Genomic DNA, 16,494 nt, shown 5'->3' with positions numbered 1-16,494 from the left:
GGGTCAGTGGTGGCTGAGCCGGAGTCGCCAGGCTTCCGGGCCGCGTTCCAGGTACTCGACCGAGAAGACTCCCGGGCTGCGCTGTTCGATCTGCGCGAGCAGCGGCAGCGGGTCGTGCGGGGCGACCAGCACCATCGCGGTACCCGCCGGAACGGCGTCCAGGGCGCCGAAGACCGTGGCATGGCGCAGGGCGTGCGGAACCTCCCGCACATCCAGTTCGGGTTCGTCCGTCTCCTCCGCGCCGCCGCAGCCGCAGACCCCGCCACAGCCGCCGGCGTTGCCCGCGTCGTCCGCGTTGCCCGCGTTGCCCGCGTCGTCCGCGTCGTCCGCGTATTCCGCGTCGCCCGCGAGCCGGTGGTGCATGTCCGCCAGCAGCGCGGCCAGGGAGACCTCCGGCGCCATCGCGAGCAGCGGGAGCACGAGGCCGTTCTCCTTGGCCACGTGTTCCTGGAAGAGCACCTGCGTGGCCCGGGCGTCCGCCGCCGCACCCGCCGGGCCGGGCGCGGCGCGCAGAGCCTCGACGAGCGCGGTGAGGCAACGGTGTTCGCCGATGAGACCCTCGATGAGCAGGCGGGCCTCGGGCATGCCGTGGGCGGCCGGGTAGAGCACGGCCTCCTCGGCCGCGGCGTGCGGCAGCAGCGAGCGGTCGCAGAAGGCCACCAGCCCGGCGCGATTCCTCTCGGCCGCGCTCGGGTCCCGGTCCACGGCGTTGATCAGCATCTTCACCCGGCCGGCCAGTTCCCCGGCCAGGCGGGCGTGGTGTGCCTCGGCAGCTTGCAGGGCCGTGGCGTCCTCGGGGTCCGAGGCGAGGGTGAGCTCGCTCATGGCGGTGTCTCCAGCAGGTCGCGGCCGGCTCGGCCGGCCGATTCGGGCGGGGCCGGCATCCCGGGCGGGCCGTGCCGCGGAGGATGCCGCGTCCGGCCGCGGTGGGCGGCCGGACGCACGATCGAAACCGGGCCACGCGCCGTACGCGCCACGCCTGCCGCGGCCAGGGACGGGGGAGTTGGCCGCCCGGCGGGCGAGGGATGCGGTCGCTCCGGCGGGATGCGCGACCACGGTCCGATCGACGCCCAGCATGCAACGCCGGACACGGCCGGCTCCTTGGCCGACCGGACCCGACCCCAGGGGCCGATGGTCCCTATTGCGGCCGGCCGGATTGGGCCGGAAGGTCATCCGGGGAGGACCGCAGGCCCCACGTGCACCAGGGTCCGCGCCGCCTAGCGTTCCGGCCATGGAGAACGATCAGAGCGCACGGCCCAAGGCGCCGCGCCCGGGTGAAGACTGGCCGCTGGCCGCCCGCAGGCTGCTCACCCGCCGCGAGGTGTCGGCCGACGGACGCGCCGTGTTCGGCACGGGCGATCCGCAGTGGGAGGGCTTCTACCGGGACCGGTGGGCGCACGACAAGGTGGTGCGCTCCACCCACGGGGTCAACTGCACCGGTTCGTGCTCGTGGATGGTGTACGTCAAGGACGGGATCATCACCTGGGAGCACCAGGCCACCGACTACCCGTCCATCGGCACCGACTGCCCCGAGTACGAGCCGCGCGGCTGCCCCCGCGGGGCGTCGTTCTCCTGGTACACGTACTCGCCGAGCCGGGTCCGCTACCCGTACGTGCGGGGCGCCCTGCTGAAGCTGTGGCGGGAAGCCCGGCGCCGGCTGGGCGATCCGGTGGCGGCCTGGGCGGAGATCACCTCGGATCCGGCGAAGGCGCGGGCGTACAAACGGGCCCGCGGCAAGGGCGGCCTGGTGCGCGCCGACTGGGACGAGGTCAGCGAGCTGGTGGCCGCCGCGCAGGTGCACACGGTCAAGGAGTACGGCCCCGACCGCGTCGCGGGCTTCTCCCCCATCCCGGCGATGTCGATGGCGTCGTTCGCGGCGGGCGCCCGGTTCATGTCGCTGATCGGCGGCACGCTGCTGTCGTTCTACGACTGGTACGCCGACCTGCCGGTCGCCTCACCGCAGGTGTTCGGCGACCAGACGGACGTACCGGAGGCGGCCGACTGGTGGAACGCCGGCTATCTGATCATGTGGGGCTCCAACATCCCCGTGACCCGCACGCCCGACGCGCACTTCCTGACCGAGACCCGCTACAACGGCACCAAGGTCGTCGCCGTCAGCCCCGACTACGCCGACAACGTCAAGCACGCCGACGAATGGCTCTCCCCGCACCCCGGCACCGACGGGGCGCTGGCCATGGCCATGGGCCATGTGATCCTGCGCGAGTTCCTCGTGGACCGCGAAGTGCCGTACTTCCAGGACTACATGCGGAAGTTCACCGACGCCCCGTTCCTGGTGGCCCTGCGTGAGCACGGCGCGGGCGGCCTCGTGCCGGACGGGTTCCTGACCGCCGCCGACCTCGGCCACGACACGGAGAACGCCGAGTCCAAGACCGTGCTCCTCGACGCGGCCACCGGTGAGCCGGTCGTCCCGAACGGCTCGCTCGGCTTCCGCTGGGGGGAGACCGGGCAGGGCCGCTGGAACCTCGACCTGGGCGACACCGTGCCCGAGCTGAGCCTGCTGGCGAGCGCGGAGGACGCCGTGGCCGTGGCGCTGCCCCGCTTCGACGAGGGCAGCACGGAGGGCGGCTCGGTCATGGTGCGCGGGGTGCCCGTGCGGCGGATCGGCGGGCGCCTGGTCACCACGGTCTTCGACTTGATGCTGGCGCAGTACGGGGTGGCCCGGCCCGGTCTGCCGGGCAGCTGGCCGTCGTCGTACGAGGACGCGGCACAGCCCTACACCCCGGCCTGGCAGGAGACGATCACCTCCGTCCCCGCCGAGCAGGCGGCCCGTATCGCCCGGGAGTTCGCGCGCAACGCCGAGCGCACCCAGGGCCGTTCCATGATCGCGCTGGGTGCCGGCACCAACCACTGGTTCCACTCCGACACCATCTACCGCGCCTTCCTGGCCCTGATCACGATGACCGGCTGTCAGGGCGTCAACGGCGGCGGCTGGGCCCACTACGTCGGCCAGGAGAAGGTCCGCCCGGTGACGGGCCTGCAGCACCTGGCGTTCGCCTTCGACTGGCAGCGGCCGACCCGGCACATGGCGGGCACGTCGTACTGGTACCTGAACTCCGACCAGTGGCGCTACGAAGCGTTCGGCCCCGACGAACTGGCCTCCCCGCTGGGCGAGGGCCGTTTCCAGGGCAAGGCGTTCGCCGACTGTCTGGCGCAGGCGGTACGGCTGGGCTGGACTCCGGGCCACCCCGGCTTCAACCGCAACCCGCTGGACCTGACCGACGAGGCGGCGGCGCAGGGGCGCGGTGTCGCCGAGCACATCGTCGACGAGCTGAAGTCCGGGCGGCTGCGCTTCGCCGCCGAGGACCCGGACGACCCGGCCAACTTCCCCCGGGTACTGACGGTGTGGCGGGCCAACCTGCTCGGCTCGTCCGGCAAGGGCAACGAGTACTTCCTGCGCCACCTGCTGGGCACGGACGCGGCGGTCCGCTCCGCCGAGACTCCGCCCGGGGAGCGCCCCGAGGAGGTGGTGTGGCGCGAGGAGGCCCCCGAGGGCAAGCTCGACCTGCTGGTCTGCATGGACTTCCGGATGACGTCCACCGGCCTGCTCGCCGACGTCGTGCTCCCGGCCGCCACCTGGTACGAGAAGGACGACCTGTCCAGCACGGACATGCACCCCTTCGTGCACGCCTTCACGCCGGCCATCGCCCCGCCCTGGCAGGCCCGCACCGACTACGACACCTTCCTGACCATCGCCGACCGGTTCAGCGAACTGGCCGCCGAGCACCTCGGTACCCGTACCGACGTCCTCGCCGTGCCGCTGCTGCACGACACCCCGGACGAACTGGCCCAGCCGGGCGGGGTGGTGCGGGACTGGAAGACCGGCGAGTGCGAGCCGGTTCCCGGGCGGACCATGCCGAAGCTGGTCGTCGTCGAACGGGACTACGCCGCGGTCGCGCAGAAGATGCGCGCCGTCGGTCCGCTGCTCGACACCCTGGGCACCACCACGAAGGGCGTCACCGTCCATCCGAACCAGGAGCTGGACGAACTGCGGCGCCGCTGCGGGACGGTCAGGGACGGTGTGGCCGCCGGCCGGCCCTCGTTGGCGACCGCGTCCGACATGTGCGAGGCGATCCTCGCCCTGTCCGGCACCACCAACGGCCGGCTGGCCACCGAGGGCTTCCGCGAACTGGAGCGGCAGACCGGCAGCGAGGGCCTGGTGGAACTCGCCTCCGAACGCGAGGCCGAGCGGATCACCTTCGCCGACACCCGCACCCAGCCGCGGGCCGTGATGACCTCCTACGAGTGGTCGGGCTCGGAGACCGGCGGCCGCCGCTACTCGCCGTTCGTCATCAACACCGAGCACAAGAAGCCCTGGCACACCCTCACCGGCCGCCAGCACTTCTTCGTCCAGCATGACTGGATGACCGAACTCGGTGAACAACTCCCGGTGTACCGGCCTCCGTTGAACACGCCTCGGCACTACGGCGACGAGCAGTTGCGCGAGGACGGCCGGGCCGAGGTCACCGTCCGCTATCTGACCCCGCACTCGAAGTGGTCCATCCACTCGAACTACCAGGACAACAAGTACATGCTCGACCTGTCCCGCGGCGGACCCACGATCTGGATGTCGGTGCAGGACGCCGAGAAGATCGGCGTGAAGGACAACGAGTGGATCGAGGCGTACAACCGCAACGGTGTCGTCGCCGCCCGCGCCGTGGTCACCCACCGCATGCCCGAGGGCACGGTGTACATGTACCACGCCCAGGACCGCAACGTGAACGTCCCGAAGACCGAGGTCAGCGGCAAGCGCGGCGGCATCCACAACTCCCTGACCAGGCTGCTGCTCAAGCCGACCCATCTCGCGGGCGGCTACGCGCAGTTCACGTACGCCTTCAACTACTACGGCCCGACCGGAAACCAGCGCGACGAGGTCACCGTCATCCGCCGTCGCTCGCAGAACGTGGAGTACTGAGATGCCCCGTGGCGAAGCCACCATCGGACGCGTCATGGCCCAAGTGGCGATGGTGATGAACCTCGACAAGTGCATCGGGTGCCACACCTGCTCGGTCACCTGCAAGCAGACGTGGACCAACCGCACCGGCGTCGAGTACGCCTGGTTCAACAACGTCGAGACCAAGCCCGGCGTCGGCTACCCGCGCCGGTACGAGGACCAGGAGAAGTGGAAGGGCGGCTGGATGCTCGACAAGCGCGGGCGTCTCGTCCTGCGCTCCGGGGGCCGCGTCAAGCGCCTGCTGTCACTGTTCTCCAACCCCGACCTGCCGAGTATCGAGGACTACTACGAGCCGGTCACCTACGACTACGACAACCTGGTCAACGCGCCGGCCGGTAAGGACATGCCGGTCGCCCGCCCCCGCTCCGTCCTCACCGGCAGGCCCACCGCCATCACCTGGGGCGCCAACTGGGAGGACGGGCTGGGAGGTGCGCCCGAGAACGCGGGCGGCGACCCCAACCTGACCGGCGAGTGGGCCGAGAAGGTGAAGTTCGAGTTCGAGCAGACCTTCCTCTTCCACCTGCCCCGGCTGTGCGAGCACTGCCTCAACCCGGCCTGTGTGTCGGCCTGTCCGTCCGGCGCGATGTACAAGCGGGTCGAGGACGGCATCGTCCTGGTCGACCAGGACCGCTGCCGCGGCTGGCGGATGTGCGTGACGGCCTGCCCGTACAAGAAGGTGTACGTCAACCACGCCACCGGCAAGGCCGAGAAGTGCACCTTCTGCTTCCCGCGCATCGAGGCCGGACAGCCCACCGTGTGCTCCGAGACCTGCGTCGGCAGGCTGCGCTACCTCGGGCTGCTGCTGTACGACGCCGACCGCGTCGGCGAGGCCGCCGCCACGCCGGACGAGAGGGACCTCCTCGACGCCCAGCGCGGAGTCTTCCTCGACCCGCACGACCCCGAAGTGATCGCCGCGGCGCGGGAGTCGGGGATCGCCGAGGACTGGCTGGAGGCGGCCCGCCGCTCCCCGGTGTACGACCTGGTCATGCGGTACAAGGTGGCGCTGCCGCTGCACCCGGAGTACCGGACGATGCCCATGGTCTGGTACGTGCCCCCGCTCTCCCCCGTCCTCGACGCCGTGGAGGCGGCGGGCGGGAACCAGGACGACCCCGACCACGTCTTCGCCGCCGTCACCCGGCTGCGCATCCCCCTGGAGTATCTGGCCGAGCTGTTCACCGCCGGCGACACCGACGTGGTGGCCGGGGTGCTGATGAAACTCACCGCGCTGCGCTCGTACATGCGCGAACGCACCCTGGGCGAAGCCGGCGACGAGGCGGCGCTCGAGGCCGTCGGGCTCACCGCACGCGAGGCGGAGGACCTGCACCGGCTCCTCGCCGTCGCCAAGTACGCCGACCGGTACGTCGTCCCCGCCGCGCACAAGGAGGACGCCGCCGCGCTGACCGCGATGGAGAACCGCTGCCCGGTCGAGACGTCCGGCGACGCCGAACCCCGCAAGGTCATGCTCGGCATCCCCACCCTGCGCCGCAACACCACTGCCGGAGGCCGTCCGTGAGCCCGCTGCCCGCGACCATCCCCGCCCTCGTCCGCACCCGCGTCCGCGCGGCCGTGCGCCGCCCGGAACGCCTCACGCCCGAGGAGGCGGCGGCACGCACCCTGCTGCTGCGGCTGTGCTCGCTGATGCTCCAGTACCCGGACACCGAACTCACCACAGCCCGAACGGCGTTGACGGCCACCGTCGACACGCTGCCGGCCTCGCCCGCCGCCGAGCACCTGGCCGCCTTCACCTCCTGGTTCGCCGGCCAGGAGCCGGAGGCACTGGAGCGGCACTACGTCGAGATGTTCGACCTGCGCCGCAAGAGCAGTCTCTACCTCACCTACTACCTGCACGGCGACACCCGGCGCCGCGGCATGGCCCTGCTCACGTTGAACCAGCGCTACCGGGCCGCCGGCTGGGACACGGACGGGGGTGAACTGCCCGACCACCTGCCGGTCGTGCTGGAGTTCGCCGCCCTGGCGGGTCCCGGTGGCGGCGAGGCACCGCTGCGCCAGCACCGACGGGGTCTGGAGTTGATCCAACGGGCGCTGACCGACTCCGACTCGCCGTACCGGCACGTCCTGGCCGCGCTGCTCACCCTGCTGCCGCCGCCCACCGAGGCCGACCGCGCGGCGGTGGCGCAACTGGTCGCCGAGGGCCCGCCGAACGAGGAGGTCGGCCTCGATCCCTACGGGACGTACGGCGACGGCGAGTTCGCGCCTCCGGGCACCTTCGTGCCGCCGGTGCCCGCCGCGCCGACCCGTGTACCGCCCGCCCCGACCAGCCGTACGGAAGGCCCCCGATGAACGCCCCGCTCACCCCCCTGGCCGCCGCCTCGGCGGGCGGCGCCGATCTGCTGCTGTGGGTCGCCGTCCCCTACATCTGCCTCGCCGTGTTCGCCGTCGGACACGTCTGGCGCTACCGCCAGGACCAGTTCGGCTGGACCTCCCGCACGACCCAGCTCCTCGAACACCGCTGGCTGCGCTGGGGCAGCCCCCTGTTCCACCTGGGTGCCTTCATGGTGATCGCCGGGCATGTCGTGGGGCTCGCGGTGCCCGCCTCCTGGACCGAGGCGGCCGGCATCAGCGAGCACGCCTACCACACCACTGCCGTCGGGGCGGGCTCGGTGGCCGGCGTCGCCATGGTCACCGGGCTCGGCATGCTGTGCGCCCGCCGCCTGCTGTCCCGCCGGATCCGGCTCGGCACCGACCGCAGCGACAAGATCCTCTTCCCGCTGCTGTCCGCCACCGTGCTGCTGGGCATCACCGCCACCGCCGCCCACAACGTCTTCGGTCCCGGCTACGACTACCGCGAGACCGTCTCCGTCTGGTTCCGCGGCCTGTTCGTCCTCCAGCCCCAGCCGGAGGCGATCGCCGGAGCCCCGCTGCTGTTCCGGCTGCACGCCCTGACCGCCTGCCTGCTCTTCGCCGCCTGGCCGTTCACCCGGCTGGTACACGTGTGGAGCGTACCGATCGGCTACCTGGCCCGCCCGTACCTGGTCTACCGGCGGCGAGCCACCCCGGCCGCGGCACCGACGGCCGCGCACCGGACCCGGCCGGCCTCGGGCTCCCGGCGAGCCGCATGAGCCACGGACCCGCGCTCGCACCGGACGCCGCGACCACGCGGCGTCCGCGTGCGGTGGGCGCGAGCCGCCGCACGGGATGGGTGATGCTCCTCGCCGGGATCATCGGCTGGCTCGCCTCCTTCCAGCTCACCGTGGACGACTGGCGGCTCCTGCGCGATCCCGCCTATCAGCCGCCCTGCAACATCAGTCCCATCGTGAGCTGCGGCAGCGTCATGTCCAGCCCGCAGGGCCGCCTGTTCGGCTTCCCCAACATGCTGCTCGGCCTGGCCGCCTTCGCCGCCGTGGGCGCCCTGGGCATCGCCGTGCTCTCCGGGGCGCGCCTGCACCGTAGGCTGTGGCTGGCGCTGGGCGCCGGGGCGCTGGCGGGGATCGTGTTCGTCCACTGGCTGATCGGGCAGTCGCTCTACGAGCTCAACAAGATCTGCCCCTACTGCGCCGTCGTCTGGACCGTCACGATCGCCCTCTTCTGGTACGTCACCCTGCACTGCCTGGAACAGGGCATCGTCCCGGTGCCGCGGGGTGTCCTGGCGGTCGTGCGGGACACGCACTGGATACTGCTCGGAGCCTGGTACGGGGTGATCGCCCTGCTCGTGCTCACCCGCTTCTGGCCGTACTGGAGCAGCCTGCTGTGACCGACCGGGTGGTGGAGGTGACCGACGGGAACCGAAGGGCGGTCAAGGTGAGCAGGATCCGTCGGCCATGGCCCGTCGGCCTCGGTCACACGACATCGAGAACGTCTGCCACCGGGCGGCGGGGCGTGGCCGGGCCCCTCGGTCCGTAGCCGAGCCGTAGCACCATCTGCACCTGGCCGGTGCCCGAGCCCGGGTCGCGGGCCAGCAGGCGTAGCTCGCGGTCCTCCAGGGCGTGGGAGGTCAGGGAGGTGGCCAGGTCGGCCAGGGTGGCCTCCAGCAGGACACGCTCGAGAGCCTGGCCGGCCCGCAGCCAGTCGGCGGGGCCGTCGCCGGGGGTGCTCAGCAGGGCGAGGTGCGGGGTGTGCTCGAAGGCGGTGGCGCCGCGGTCGGCCACCGGCCGACGCCCGGCGAAGTCCCGGACGGGAGCCCTGCCGTCCCGTTTGCGGGGCCCGAAGGCGTACTCGGGGACGCCGTCGACGGCGGTGTCCGCTTCCGGCCCGAGCCGGGTCCAGCGCACCAGGTCCTCGTCGGTGCCGGGGTCCATGGTGTCGCGGCTCTCCGCGTCGCGCACCAGGTCGAGCACGGTCTCGGTGTGCCAGCCGCCGGGGAACAGCAGCTCGGCTCCCTCCCGCGCGGCAGCGTCCCGCAACGTGGCCCGGACGTCCTCGGGTACGTCCTTGTCGGCGAAGGGGTGGCGGCTGGTGTGCCGCTGCCGGATCACCGGGTGCAGCCGCGCCAGGTCGTCGTCCCGCGGGCGTCCGGCCGGGTCGGCCAGGTGCACGGCGGCGAGGAGAAGCGCGTCCTGCGGCTCGGGCAACAGCCGTGTCTCGGCGACGAGGTCCGCGTGCGCGGCGGCCACGCGCAGGTTCAGCAGCGCCGCGCCGCACCCGATGTGCAGCGCCCGGTTGTCGGGATCCGAGTGGGGCATGGCCCGCTCCGGGTCGGCACGCAGCAGCACGAGACGCTCGCCGGTCAGGAAGCGGAAGCGCCACGGCTGCGCGTTGTGCATGGACGGGGCCGCCGTGGCGTCGGCCACCAGCCTGGCCACCGTCTTCTCATCGAGTCGCGATGCCATGGCATCCTCCTCACAGCTCACGGTGCGACAGGTCCCACTCGGCGGGTACCCCGGCTGAGCGGCCTGCCGTACGCCCTCAGTGGCCTTCTTGCCTGAGCCGGTCCTGGGCCTGGGTGGCGATGACGGCGGCCTGGACGCGCCGCTCCACACCGAGCTTCGCCAGCAGCCGCGAAATATGGTTCTTCACCGTCTTCTCAGCGAGGTAGAGCCGCTGGCCGATCTGCCGGTTGGTCAGTCCCTCACCGATCAGTGCGAGAATCTCCCGCTCCCGCTCGGTCAGGCCCGGCAGGGCGTCGGGCTCGGGCTCCGGCTCCTCGCCCTGGCGCAACCGCGCCATCAGCCTGGCGGTGGCGCTGGGGTCGAGCAGGGACTGGCCGGCGGCCACCGTACGCACGGCCGACACCAGATCCGACCCCTGGATCTGCTTCAGCACGTAGCCGGACGCGCCCGCCATGATCGAGTCCAGCAGGGCCTCCTCGTCGTCGAACGAGGTCAGCATCAGGCAGGCGAGTTCCGGCATTCGCGAGCGCAGTTCCCGGCACACGGTCACACCGTCGCCGTCGGGCAGCCGCACGTCGAGCACCGCCACCTGCGGGCGCAGTGCCGGTACGCGTGCCAGGGCTTGCGCGACGCCCGCGGCCTCGCCGACGACGGTGATGTCCGGCTCGTCGTCGAGGAGGTCGTGCACCCCGCGCCGCACCACCTCGTGGTCGTCCAGCAGGAAGACCCGGATCGGGTTGTCGGGGCCGTACTGTCCGCCGTCCGCCATCGGCTGCTCCTCGTTCCGCTCTGCCTGAACCCGCGCTCGTCGCAGATCATGCGCGATCTTGGTGCGAAGGGCCAGGGCCGGTCGGCCCTACTGGCCCCAGGGGGATCATCGCGGTGGCCTCGTCGGTGCGGTAGGGCCGAACCGCCCCGAAGGACAGGGACTATCGGGCCGGCCTCGGTTGCGACGCGTCGAGGAGTGTCATGTCCTCCTCCGAGAGCCGCAGCGCGCCGGCCGCGATGTTCTGCGCGAGGTGGCCGGGGTCGCCGGTCCCGGGGATGCCCAGTACATGTGGTCCCTGGTGCAGGGTCCAGGCCAGCCGGACCTGTGCGGCGGTGACCCCGTGTGTGCGGGCGACGGCGCGCACTTCCTCGCTGTCCTGGGCGGCCGGCCCTGCCTCGCGCCCGGAACCGGCGATCGCGAAGAAGGGAACGAAGGCGATGCCGAGTTCGCCACAGCGACGCAGCAGAGCCCGGTCGTCGTTCGGTGCGCCGATTCCGTACGGGTTCTGCACGCAGACGACGGGGGCGATGGCGAGCGCCTCGGCCAGTTGCCCGGACGTGACGTTGGAGATGCCCAGATGCCGGATCAGTCCCGCGTCGCGCAGTTCGGCCAACGCGCCGAAGTGCTCGCCGACCGGGCCCGTCCGCCGGCTCGGCGGCACGCGCAGGTTCACCACGTCCAGGTGATCCCGGCCCAGTTGCCGCAGGTTCTCCTCCACCTGGCCGCGCAACTGCGCGGGGGTGGCCCACCACCATGCGCCGGAGGTGTCGCGGCCCGGCCAGACCTTGGTCGTGAGGACCAGATCCTCCGGGTACGGTGCCAGTGCCCGGTTGATCAGCTCGTTCGCCGAACGTGTCGCCGAGAAGTAGAACGCCGCGGTGTCGATGTGGTTCACGCCCAGCTCAACGGCCCTGCGCAGCAGGCCGATCGCCTGCTCGCGGTCACGCGGTGCCCCGCCGTCGAACGGCGCGGTCCCGGCCAGACGCATCGCGCCGAACCCGAGACGGTTGACGGTCAGATCACCGAGGCGCCATGTACCGGCGGCTGCGGCAGGGTTCGTTCGCCGGCTCATGTGAAGGGTCTCCTCGTACGGATGGGATGGCGCAGCGGTGGTTGGGCACGCGACGAGTTCAGATCCCTCGACGGTGCCGTCGGCGGGCAGGCAGCTTCAAAGCGGGTCCGCCAGTGCCGGGGCGCGCCCGCCCGGGCATGAAAAAAGCCTCCCCGGCGGGTTGCAGTCCGCACCGGGAAGGCTCGCGTGTGTCGTCAGCCTAGCAGGTTGGGCGAGGCGCTTGCCACAGCCCGTGGGGCGTGTCAGCGCGCGGTGACCGAATACGCACCGAGGGCTCGGTTGCCGCGCGGCTTGGCGAGGGCCCGGAGAACGTCGGCCTGGCTCAGGACGAGCTGTCGCACCGGCTCGGGCAGCACGGCCAAGCGCTCCTCCGTACCAGCCAGGTCGAGGCAGGCAGCGATTTCCCAGTCGCCGTCCTGAAGCTCTTCCGTATCGACTGACCCGCTGCCGTCGGCCGTCCATCCTGCCTCAGGGAGGAGCCGCAGCAGCCCCTCACGGGAGAAGGGCGTGCGGACGTTGCCCTCGCTATGCGATCCCGCGGCCTCGAACTGTCCCTGGATCAGCACGGCGAGAAGGTGCGCCAACTGGTCGCCGGAGGTGGGCGTCAAGTCCCACTCGGTGAACCATAGTCGCCGCGCCCACGGCCATACCCGGGCCAGTGTGTCTCGCAGCTGCCCGAGGGAGGCGAAGTACCACGAGCAGTGTGCGAGCACCACGTGGTCGAAGGCGCCTGCGGGGAAGTCGACCGACGGGTCGAGGACGTTCGTTCCGAAGCGGAAGTCGATGCACGGCCCGAGGGGACCCTCCGCGAGCCGGGCTGCCGATTCCCCGAGCGTGACCGGCGCCCCATAGGAGGGCTCGGCCACGTCCACGGCCACCACGCGCCCCTCGGGTCCGACCGCTTCTGCGAGGACGGCTGTCATGTCGCCCTGTCCGCAGCCCAGTTCGAGGACGGTTGAGCCGGGTGCGATGCGCCAGCCCGCCACCAGCGCGGCCCGGTGGCGGGTCTGGGACAGCTGGCTGCCCGGGCTGTGGTCGGCGGCGGCCATGCCGGCCGCGAGCGAAGGGGCCTTGGCCCGGAGATCGGAGTGGTTCACAAGATCCTTGGTGGTGATCGACGGCAAGTGCAGGCCGATAGTACGAGAAGGCTGGGGGTGAAGCCGGCGATGGTGTGGTGCCGGCCCGCCCGTTCGCCGTGCTGGCACGATGGCGGCATGGAACGTGTGCTTGGAATCGGTGGGTATTTCATGCGGGCGGCCGACCCGGCGGCGCTTGGCGCGTGGTATCGCGATTGCCTGGGCCTGGACGCCGATGAGAACGGCCTGTGGCGTCAGGAAGCCGGGGTGACGGTGTTCGCGACGTTCGAGTCCGAGACCGACTACTTCGGGTCCCGCGCCCAGCGGACGATGCTCAACTTCCGGGTCCGCGACCTGGATGCGATGCTCGCGCAACTGCGCGCCAAGGGAGCGGACGTGGCCGAGGAGACGCAGGACATGGACGGTGTCGGCCGATTCGGCTGGGTCACCGATCCCGAGGGCAATCGGGTCGAACTGTGGCAGCCCGCCTGACCGCGTCTTCGGGCAGTGTGGTGCGGCGGAACATTGGCAGTCCTCTGGTCTCCCGCTCTCCGTTTGCTGGGCTGTCTCTCAACAGCGGGTTCCCAGGGTCGTAGTCATCCCCCGGAGGCCCGGTTCCAAGGGCCTCCGAACTCGCAAGTGATTCCCCAGTGTTTGGAGACACCCCTGATGCGTGCTCTGCCCCGCCGTGCCCTGCTCGCCGCTCCCGCCGCAGTGATGATGTTCGCGCTGGTCGCCTGCGGCGGTTCCGACTCCGGATCCGACAGCTCCAAGGCGGCGGACACCCAGCAGTCGGCCCAGAGCGCGGGCGGCGCCGAGGCGGCCTGCGAAGCCGGTGCGGACGACGGTGACACCGACGACAAGACCGAGCCGCCGCTGACCGGAGACATCAAGCAGAAGGCCGAGGCCGCCGCGGTCGCCAAGTACCCGGGCACGGTCGTGAAGTCCGAGGAGGACGCGGAGAAGCCCGGCATGTACGCGGTGGAAGTCAAGCAGGCGGACGGCACCTCGATCGAGGTCTGCCTCGACAAGTCCTTCAAGGTCACCGACACCAAGAAGGAGGGCACCGAGGAGACCGAGGACGCCGGCTGACAGAGGCGGCCCCGTACGTCTCCCTGGCCTCAGGCGGCTTCCCTTCGACCGCTTCTGGCGCGCCTCCGACACCCATCACGACGGCGCTGGCCTCGGCCTGCCCATCGTCCGCCACCTCGCCGACGCCTCCGGCGGCACCATCACCCTCCACCCCGCCCCCGGCGCCGGCCTCGACGCCCGTATCCAACTGCGCCCCGCCACCACGCGCCCCCGCGGCCCACAGGACGTCCGCGCATCCCGCGTCCTCAACCGCAGAACGCAAACAGCCGGCCGGCGATAGGACGTCCCGAGCCGGGCCTGCCCGTTACCTCGCACGGCATCGTCGTCCAGCTCGTCGAGTGGACCGCCCCCGACACCGAAATCCCCGACTCCGAACTGTCATCGCGGGACAGCCTTCAGCTTCCGCACAGCACTTGGACGGCTCGTGTACATCTCCGCCCGTTGGAAGTAGTGCGCCGCGGCCAGGATCAGCAGGCCGGTGTGGCCAAGTAGTCGCCGTGTTCCAGGTCTTCGAGCAGTGTCGGGTGGGAGGGCGACCAGCCGAGGAGCTCCTGCGTGGAGGAGCTGGAGACGGGCGCGTCGAAGCCGTAGACGGTGGCCATGAACGGGCTCGGGAAGTGCGCGGCGGCCTCGCCCGGGGTCAGCGAGACCGCGGGCAGATCGAGGCCTCTGGCGATCGTCTCCGCGATGCTCCTCAGGGTGACGCCATTTTCGGCAGCTCCGTGCAGCACGCTGCCTGCGGGTGCCTTCTCCAATGCCAGGCGGAACAGGACCGCCGCGTCGAGGCGATGTACCGCGGGCCACCGGTTGCCGCCGTCGCCGATGTAGGCCGATACGCCGGTCTTTCGTGCGGTGGCGACGAGCATGCCGATGAAGCCGTGGTCCCCGGGGCCATGGACGGTGGGAGCGAGCCGGACCACGCTCGCGCGTACACCCTGGGCGGCGAAGTCCAGGCAAGCCCGCTCGCCCGCGATACGGAAGCCGGCGATCCCGGCCGTGTCGGGCTCGTCCTCCTCGGTGCTCTCTCGGCCGGCGGGCATGACCAGCGTGCCCGAGGTGCTGACGAAGGGCTTGCCCGAGTGTTCCAGCGCCTGGCCGAGCGCCTCGATCGCGGTTCGGTCGCGCCTCATCATGTCGTCGGGGTCGGCGAAGTCGCCACCGAACGCCATGTGGAGGACGCCGTCGGCGGCTTCGACGCCGCCGCGCAGGCTGTCGAGGTCCTCCAGGGAGCCGCGGTGCGGTGTGGCGCCGAGCGCCTCCAGCCGAGCGGCGGCGGCATCCGAACGCGCCAGACCCGTGACGGTGTGGCCGGCCGCGACGAGCTCGGCTACGACGGCGGGGCCGGTCAGGCCGGAACCACCGGTGACAAAGACATGCATGAAGCACTCCCCTTTAATGTCAGTGACTGGCACTACTAAGCGCCAGTCACTGACATTACGGTAGTGCCAGTCACTGGCGCAACGGGAGTCGGCCGCCGGCCCATGCGGTAGCCTCGGGGGGTGCCACGGAGCGGAGCTGAAGCGCGCCGCCGCCTTCAGCAGGCGGCCTTGGAGCTGTACCGGGAACGCGGGTTCGACCAGACCACCACGGCTGAGATCGCCGCCCGGGCCGGCGTCAACGAGCGCACGTTCTTCCGGCACTTCCCGGACAAGCGCGAGGTGCTCTTCGACGGAGAAGCCGACCTGCGCGCCGCGCTGATCCAGGCGGTGGCCGAAGCACCCGATGATCTGCAGCCGCTCGGGATACTGCTCTGGGCCTTCCGGGAGGCCGAACGGATCCTTGAGGACAATCGCCCGTTCGCCGAACCGCGGCTGGAAGTCATCGCCGCGACACCGGCGCTCCGCGAACGCGACCTGGCCAAGGCCGCGTCGCTCACCGACGCCGTGGCGGAGGCGCTGCGGCAGCGCGATGTCGCCGACCGGCTGGCCGCGCTGGCCGCTCGGACGGGCTGGGCCGCCTTTCATCAAGCGGTCCAAGCCTGGATCGACGACCCCGGGCAGAGCCTGGACGCGCATCTGCTCCAAGCCTTCGACGATCTGCGGGCCCTCTCCGCGACCGACCTACTGACGAAGGCAGGCTCCGCGGGCCCTCAGGTCACCTCATGAGGACCGGCTCGTCCTGCTTTTTCCCCATGTGAGCCGCCTGTCCGTCGTACTTCAGCAGGTCAGTGACCCAGGGCTCGCCATTCGGGAGCGAGCAGCGCCCATATCTGCTTGTCGTAGCGCGCGCCCTCGTACGGCCATGCCTCGCGTCGCACGCCCTCCAGCGTCATGCCGAGCCGTTCGGCCACCGCCGAGCTGCGTTCGTTGTCGGCCCGGCAGTGCCATTCGGCCCGGTGCAGCCCCCGGGAGGCGAACGCCCAGTCCAGCAACGCGGCGCACGACCGCGTGACCAGACCGTGGCCCTCGGCGGACGGCTCCAGCCAGCAACCGATCTCGCACGAACCGAAAGCGGCTTGGAAATCGGTGAACATCACACCGCCGACCAGCACGCCGTCCCGCCAGATGCCGTACAGGCGGGCACCGTCGGCTGCCTGGCGTTCGGCATACCGCTTGAGCGTGGCCCGCGCCCCGTCCACATCGTCGGTGACGAACGTGGGCCCGACCCACGGACGGATGTGTTCGCGAGCCCGGTCCATATGGCGGGCGAACTCCTCGGCATGCCAGACCTCCAGCGGACCGAGGCGAGCGCCGTCGCGCAGCGGCAGTGAGAACATGTTGGCCTCC

The 16,494-nt window shown here is 71.4% G+C and carries 15 protein-coding genes and 1 pseudogene; 9 read left to right on the top strand and 7 right to left on the bottom strand.

All coding sequences use genetic code 11. The features are described 5' to 3' along the window. Positions 1-3 precede the first annotated feature (3 nt). Positions 4-825, bottom strand: coding sequence for a DUF2249 domain-containing protein (locus ACH45E_RS15480; protein ID WP_361438713.1), 822 nt, complete (start codon positions 823-825; stop codon positions 4-6). A 406-nt stretch (positions 826-1,231) separates the two neighbouring features. Here ACH45E_RS15480 and ACH45E_RS15475 point away from each other — a divergent pair, with 406 nt between their 5' ends. The 5 genes from ACH45E_RS15475 to ACH45E_RS15455 are packed head-to-tail and all read left to right on the top strand — an operon-like array spanning position 1,232 to position 8,684. After that, the gene (locus ACH45E_RS15475) at positions 1,232-4,933 is read left to right on the top strand and encodes a nitrate reductase subunit alpha (protein WP_361438715.1); all 3,702 of its coding nucleotides are present in this window, start codon (positions 1,232-1,234) and stop codon (positions 4,931-4,933) included. A 1-nt stretch (position 4,934) separates the two neighbouring features. Further along, positions 4,935-6,485, top strand: coding sequence for a nitrate reductase subunit beta (narH, locus tag ACH45E_RS15470; RefSeq protein ID WP_361438717.1), 1,551 nt, complete (start codon positions 4,935-4,937; stop codon positions 6,483-6,485). Then, positions 6,482-7,273: a nitrate reductase molybdenum cofactor assembly chaperone gene (narJ, locus tag ACH45E_RS15465; RefSeq protein ID WP_361438719.1), complete on the top strand. Its 792-nt coding sequence runs from the start codon at positions 6,482-6,484 to the stop codon at positions 7,271-7,273. The genes narH and narJ overlap by 4 nt, the downstream gene beginning before the upstream one ends. After that, complete coding sequence (narI, locus tag ACH45E_RS15460) at positions 7,270-8,052, top strand: respiratory nitrate reductase subunit gamma (protein ID WP_361438721.1); 783 nt, start codon at positions 7,270-7,272, stop codon at positions 8,050-8,052. Before narJ ends, narI begins: the two co-directional genes overlap by 4 nt. After that, positions 8,049-8,684 carry a vitamin K epoxide reductase family protein gene (locus ACH45E_RS15455; RefSeq protein ID WP_361438723.1) on the top strand — a complete coding sequence of 212 codons (636 nt, stop codon included), beginning with the start codon at positions 8,049-8,051 and terminating at the stop codon, positions 8,682-8,684. The genes narI and ACH45E_RS15455 overlap by 4 nt, the downstream gene beginning before the upstream one ends. 85 nt (positions 8,685-8,769) lie before the next feature. On the opposite strand, the gene ACH45E_RS15450 is transcribed toward ACH45E_RS15455, so the two are convergent. From ACH45E_RS15450 to ACH45E_RS15435, 4 genes are all read right to left on the bottom strand, one after another. Then, complete coding sequence (locus ACH45E_RS15450) at positions 8,770-9,759, bottom strand: Acg family FMN-binding oxidoreductase (RefSeq protein WP_361438725.1); 990 nt, start codon at positions 9,757-9,759, stop codon at positions 8,770-8,772. 76 nt (positions 9,760-9,835) lie between these two features. Then, the gene (locus tag ACH45E_RS15445) at positions 9,836-10,528 is read right to left on the bottom strand and encodes a response regulator transcription factor (RefSeq protein WP_361438727.1); all 693 of its coding nucleotides are present in this window, start codon (positions 10,526-10,528) and stop codon (positions 9,836-9,838) included. A 160-nt stretch (positions 10,529-10,688) separates the two neighbouring features. Beyond that, positions 10,689-11,600, bottom strand: coding sequence for an aldo/keto reductase (locus ACH45E_RS15440; protein WP_361438729.1), 912 nt, complete (start codon positions 11,598-11,600; stop codon positions 10,689-10,691). A 242-nt stretch (positions 11,601-11,842) separates the two neighbouring features. After that, positions 11,843-12,697: a class I SAM-dependent methyltransferase gene (locus ACH45E_RS15435; protein WP_361439147.1), complete on the bottom strand. Its 855-nt coding sequence runs from the start codon at positions 12,695-12,697 to the stop codon at positions 11,843-11,845. A 117-nt stretch (positions 12,698-12,814) separates the two neighbouring features. On the opposite strand from ACH45E_RS15435, the gene ACH45E_RS15430 reads away from it, so the two are divergent. The 3 genes and pseudogenes from ACH45E_RS15430 to ACH45E_RS15420 form a co-directional block, all read left to right on the top strand. Further along, on the top strand, positions 12,815-13,168 hold the full coding sequence (locus tag ACH45E_RS15430) for a VOC family protein (protein WP_361438731.1): 354 nt from the start codon (positions 12,815-12,817) through the stop codon (positions 13,166-13,168). Positions 13,169-13,345: 177 nt separating this feature from the next. Beyond that, positions 13,346-13,768, top strand: a complete 423-nt coding sequence (locus ACH45E_RS15425; protein WP_361438733.1) for a peptidase — start codon at positions 13,346-13,348, stop codon at positions 13,766-13,768. A gap of 52 nt (positions 13,769-13,820) precedes the next feature. Continuing rightward, positions 13,821-14,048: pseudogene (locus ACH45E_RS15420) on the top strand (hypothetical protein); the annotation flags it as partial. Positions 14,049-14,235: 187 nt separating this feature from the next. Here the strand turns inward: ACH45E_RS15420 and ACH45E_RS15415 are convergent. Then, positions 14,236-15,147, bottom strand: coding sequence for an SDR family oxidoreductase (locus tag ACH45E_RS15415; RefSeq protein ID WP_361438735.1), 912 nt, complete (start codon positions 15,145-15,147; stop codon positions 14,236-14,238). Between the two features lie 120 nt (positions 15,148-15,267). On the opposite strand from ACH45E_RS15415, the gene ACH45E_RS15410 reads away from it, so the two are divergent. Continuing rightward, a complete protein-coding gene (locus ACH45E_RS15410) occupies positions 15,268-15,873 on the top strand; it encodes a TetR family transcriptional regulator (RefSeq protein ID WP_361438736.1) in 606 nt (201 codons plus the stop codon). Positions 15,874-15,932: 59 nt separating this feature from the next. Here the strand turns inward: ACH45E_RS15410 and ACH45E_RS15405 are convergent, their stop codons facing one another. Next, positions 15,933-16,484 (bottom strand): GNAT family protein, encoded by a 552-nt coding sequence (locus ACH45E_RS15405; RefSeq protein WP_361438738.1) that lies wholly within the window; start codon positions 16,482-16,484, stop codon positions 15,933-15,935. Between the last annotated feature and the right edge of the window lie 10 nt (positions 16,485-16,494).

The organism is Streptomyces sp. NPDC020299, from assembly GCF_044387825.1.
Classification (GTDB): Bacteria; Actinomycetota; Actinomycetes; order Streptomycetales; family Streptomycetaceae; genus Streptomyces.
This window is presented reverse-complemented; position numbering and strand designations above follow the sequence as displayed.

Coding starts and splice junctions, on each gene's coding strand:
- ACH45E_RS15480 (WP_361438713.1), bottom strand. CDS start 825: ATGAGCGAGCTCACCCTCGCCTCGGACCCCGAGGACGCCACGGCCCTG.
- ACH45E_RS15475 (WP_361438715.1), top strand. CDS start 1,232: ATGGAGAACGATCAGAGCGCACGGCCCAAGGCGCCGCGCCCGGGTGAA.
- narH (WP_361438717.1), top strand. CDS start 4,935: ATGCCCCGTGGCGAAGCCACCATCGGACGCGTCATGGCCCAAGTGGCG.
- narI (WP_361438721.1), top strand. CDS start 7,270: ATGAACGCCCCGCTCACCCCCCTGGCCGCCGCCTCGGCGGGCGGCGCC.
- ACH45E_RS15455 (WP_361438723.1), top strand. CDS start 8,049: ATGAGCCACGGACCCGCGCTCGCACCGGACGCCGCGACCACGCGGCGT.
- ACH45E_RS15450 (WP_361438725.1), bottom strand. CDS start 9,759: ATGGCATCGCGACTCGATGAGAAGACGGTGGCCAGGCTGGTGGCCGAC.
- ACH45E_RS15445 (WP_361438727.1), bottom strand. CDS start 10,528: ATGGCGGACGGCGGACAGTACGGCCCCGACAACCCGATCCGGGTCTTC.
- ACH45E_RS15440 (WP_361438729.1), bottom strand. CDS start 11,600: ATGAGCCGGCGAACGAACCCTGCCGCAGCCGCCGGTACATGGCGCCTC.
- ACH45E_RS15430 (WP_361438731.1), top strand. CDS start 12,815: ATGGAACGTGTGCTTGGAATCGGTGGGTATTTCATGCGGGCGGCCGAC.
- ACH45E_RS15425 (WP_361438733.1), top strand. CDS start 13,346: ATGCGTGCTCTGCCCCGCCGTGCCCTGCTCGCCGCTCCCGCCGCAGTG.
- ACH45E_RS15415 (WP_361438735.1), bottom strand. CDS start 15,147: ATGCATGTCTTTGTCACCGGTGGTTCCGGCCTGACCGGCCCCGCCGTC.
- ACH45E_RS15405 (WP_361438738.1), bottom strand. CDS start 16,484: ATGTTCTCACTGCCGCTGCGCGACGGCGCTCGCCTCGGTCCGCTGGAG.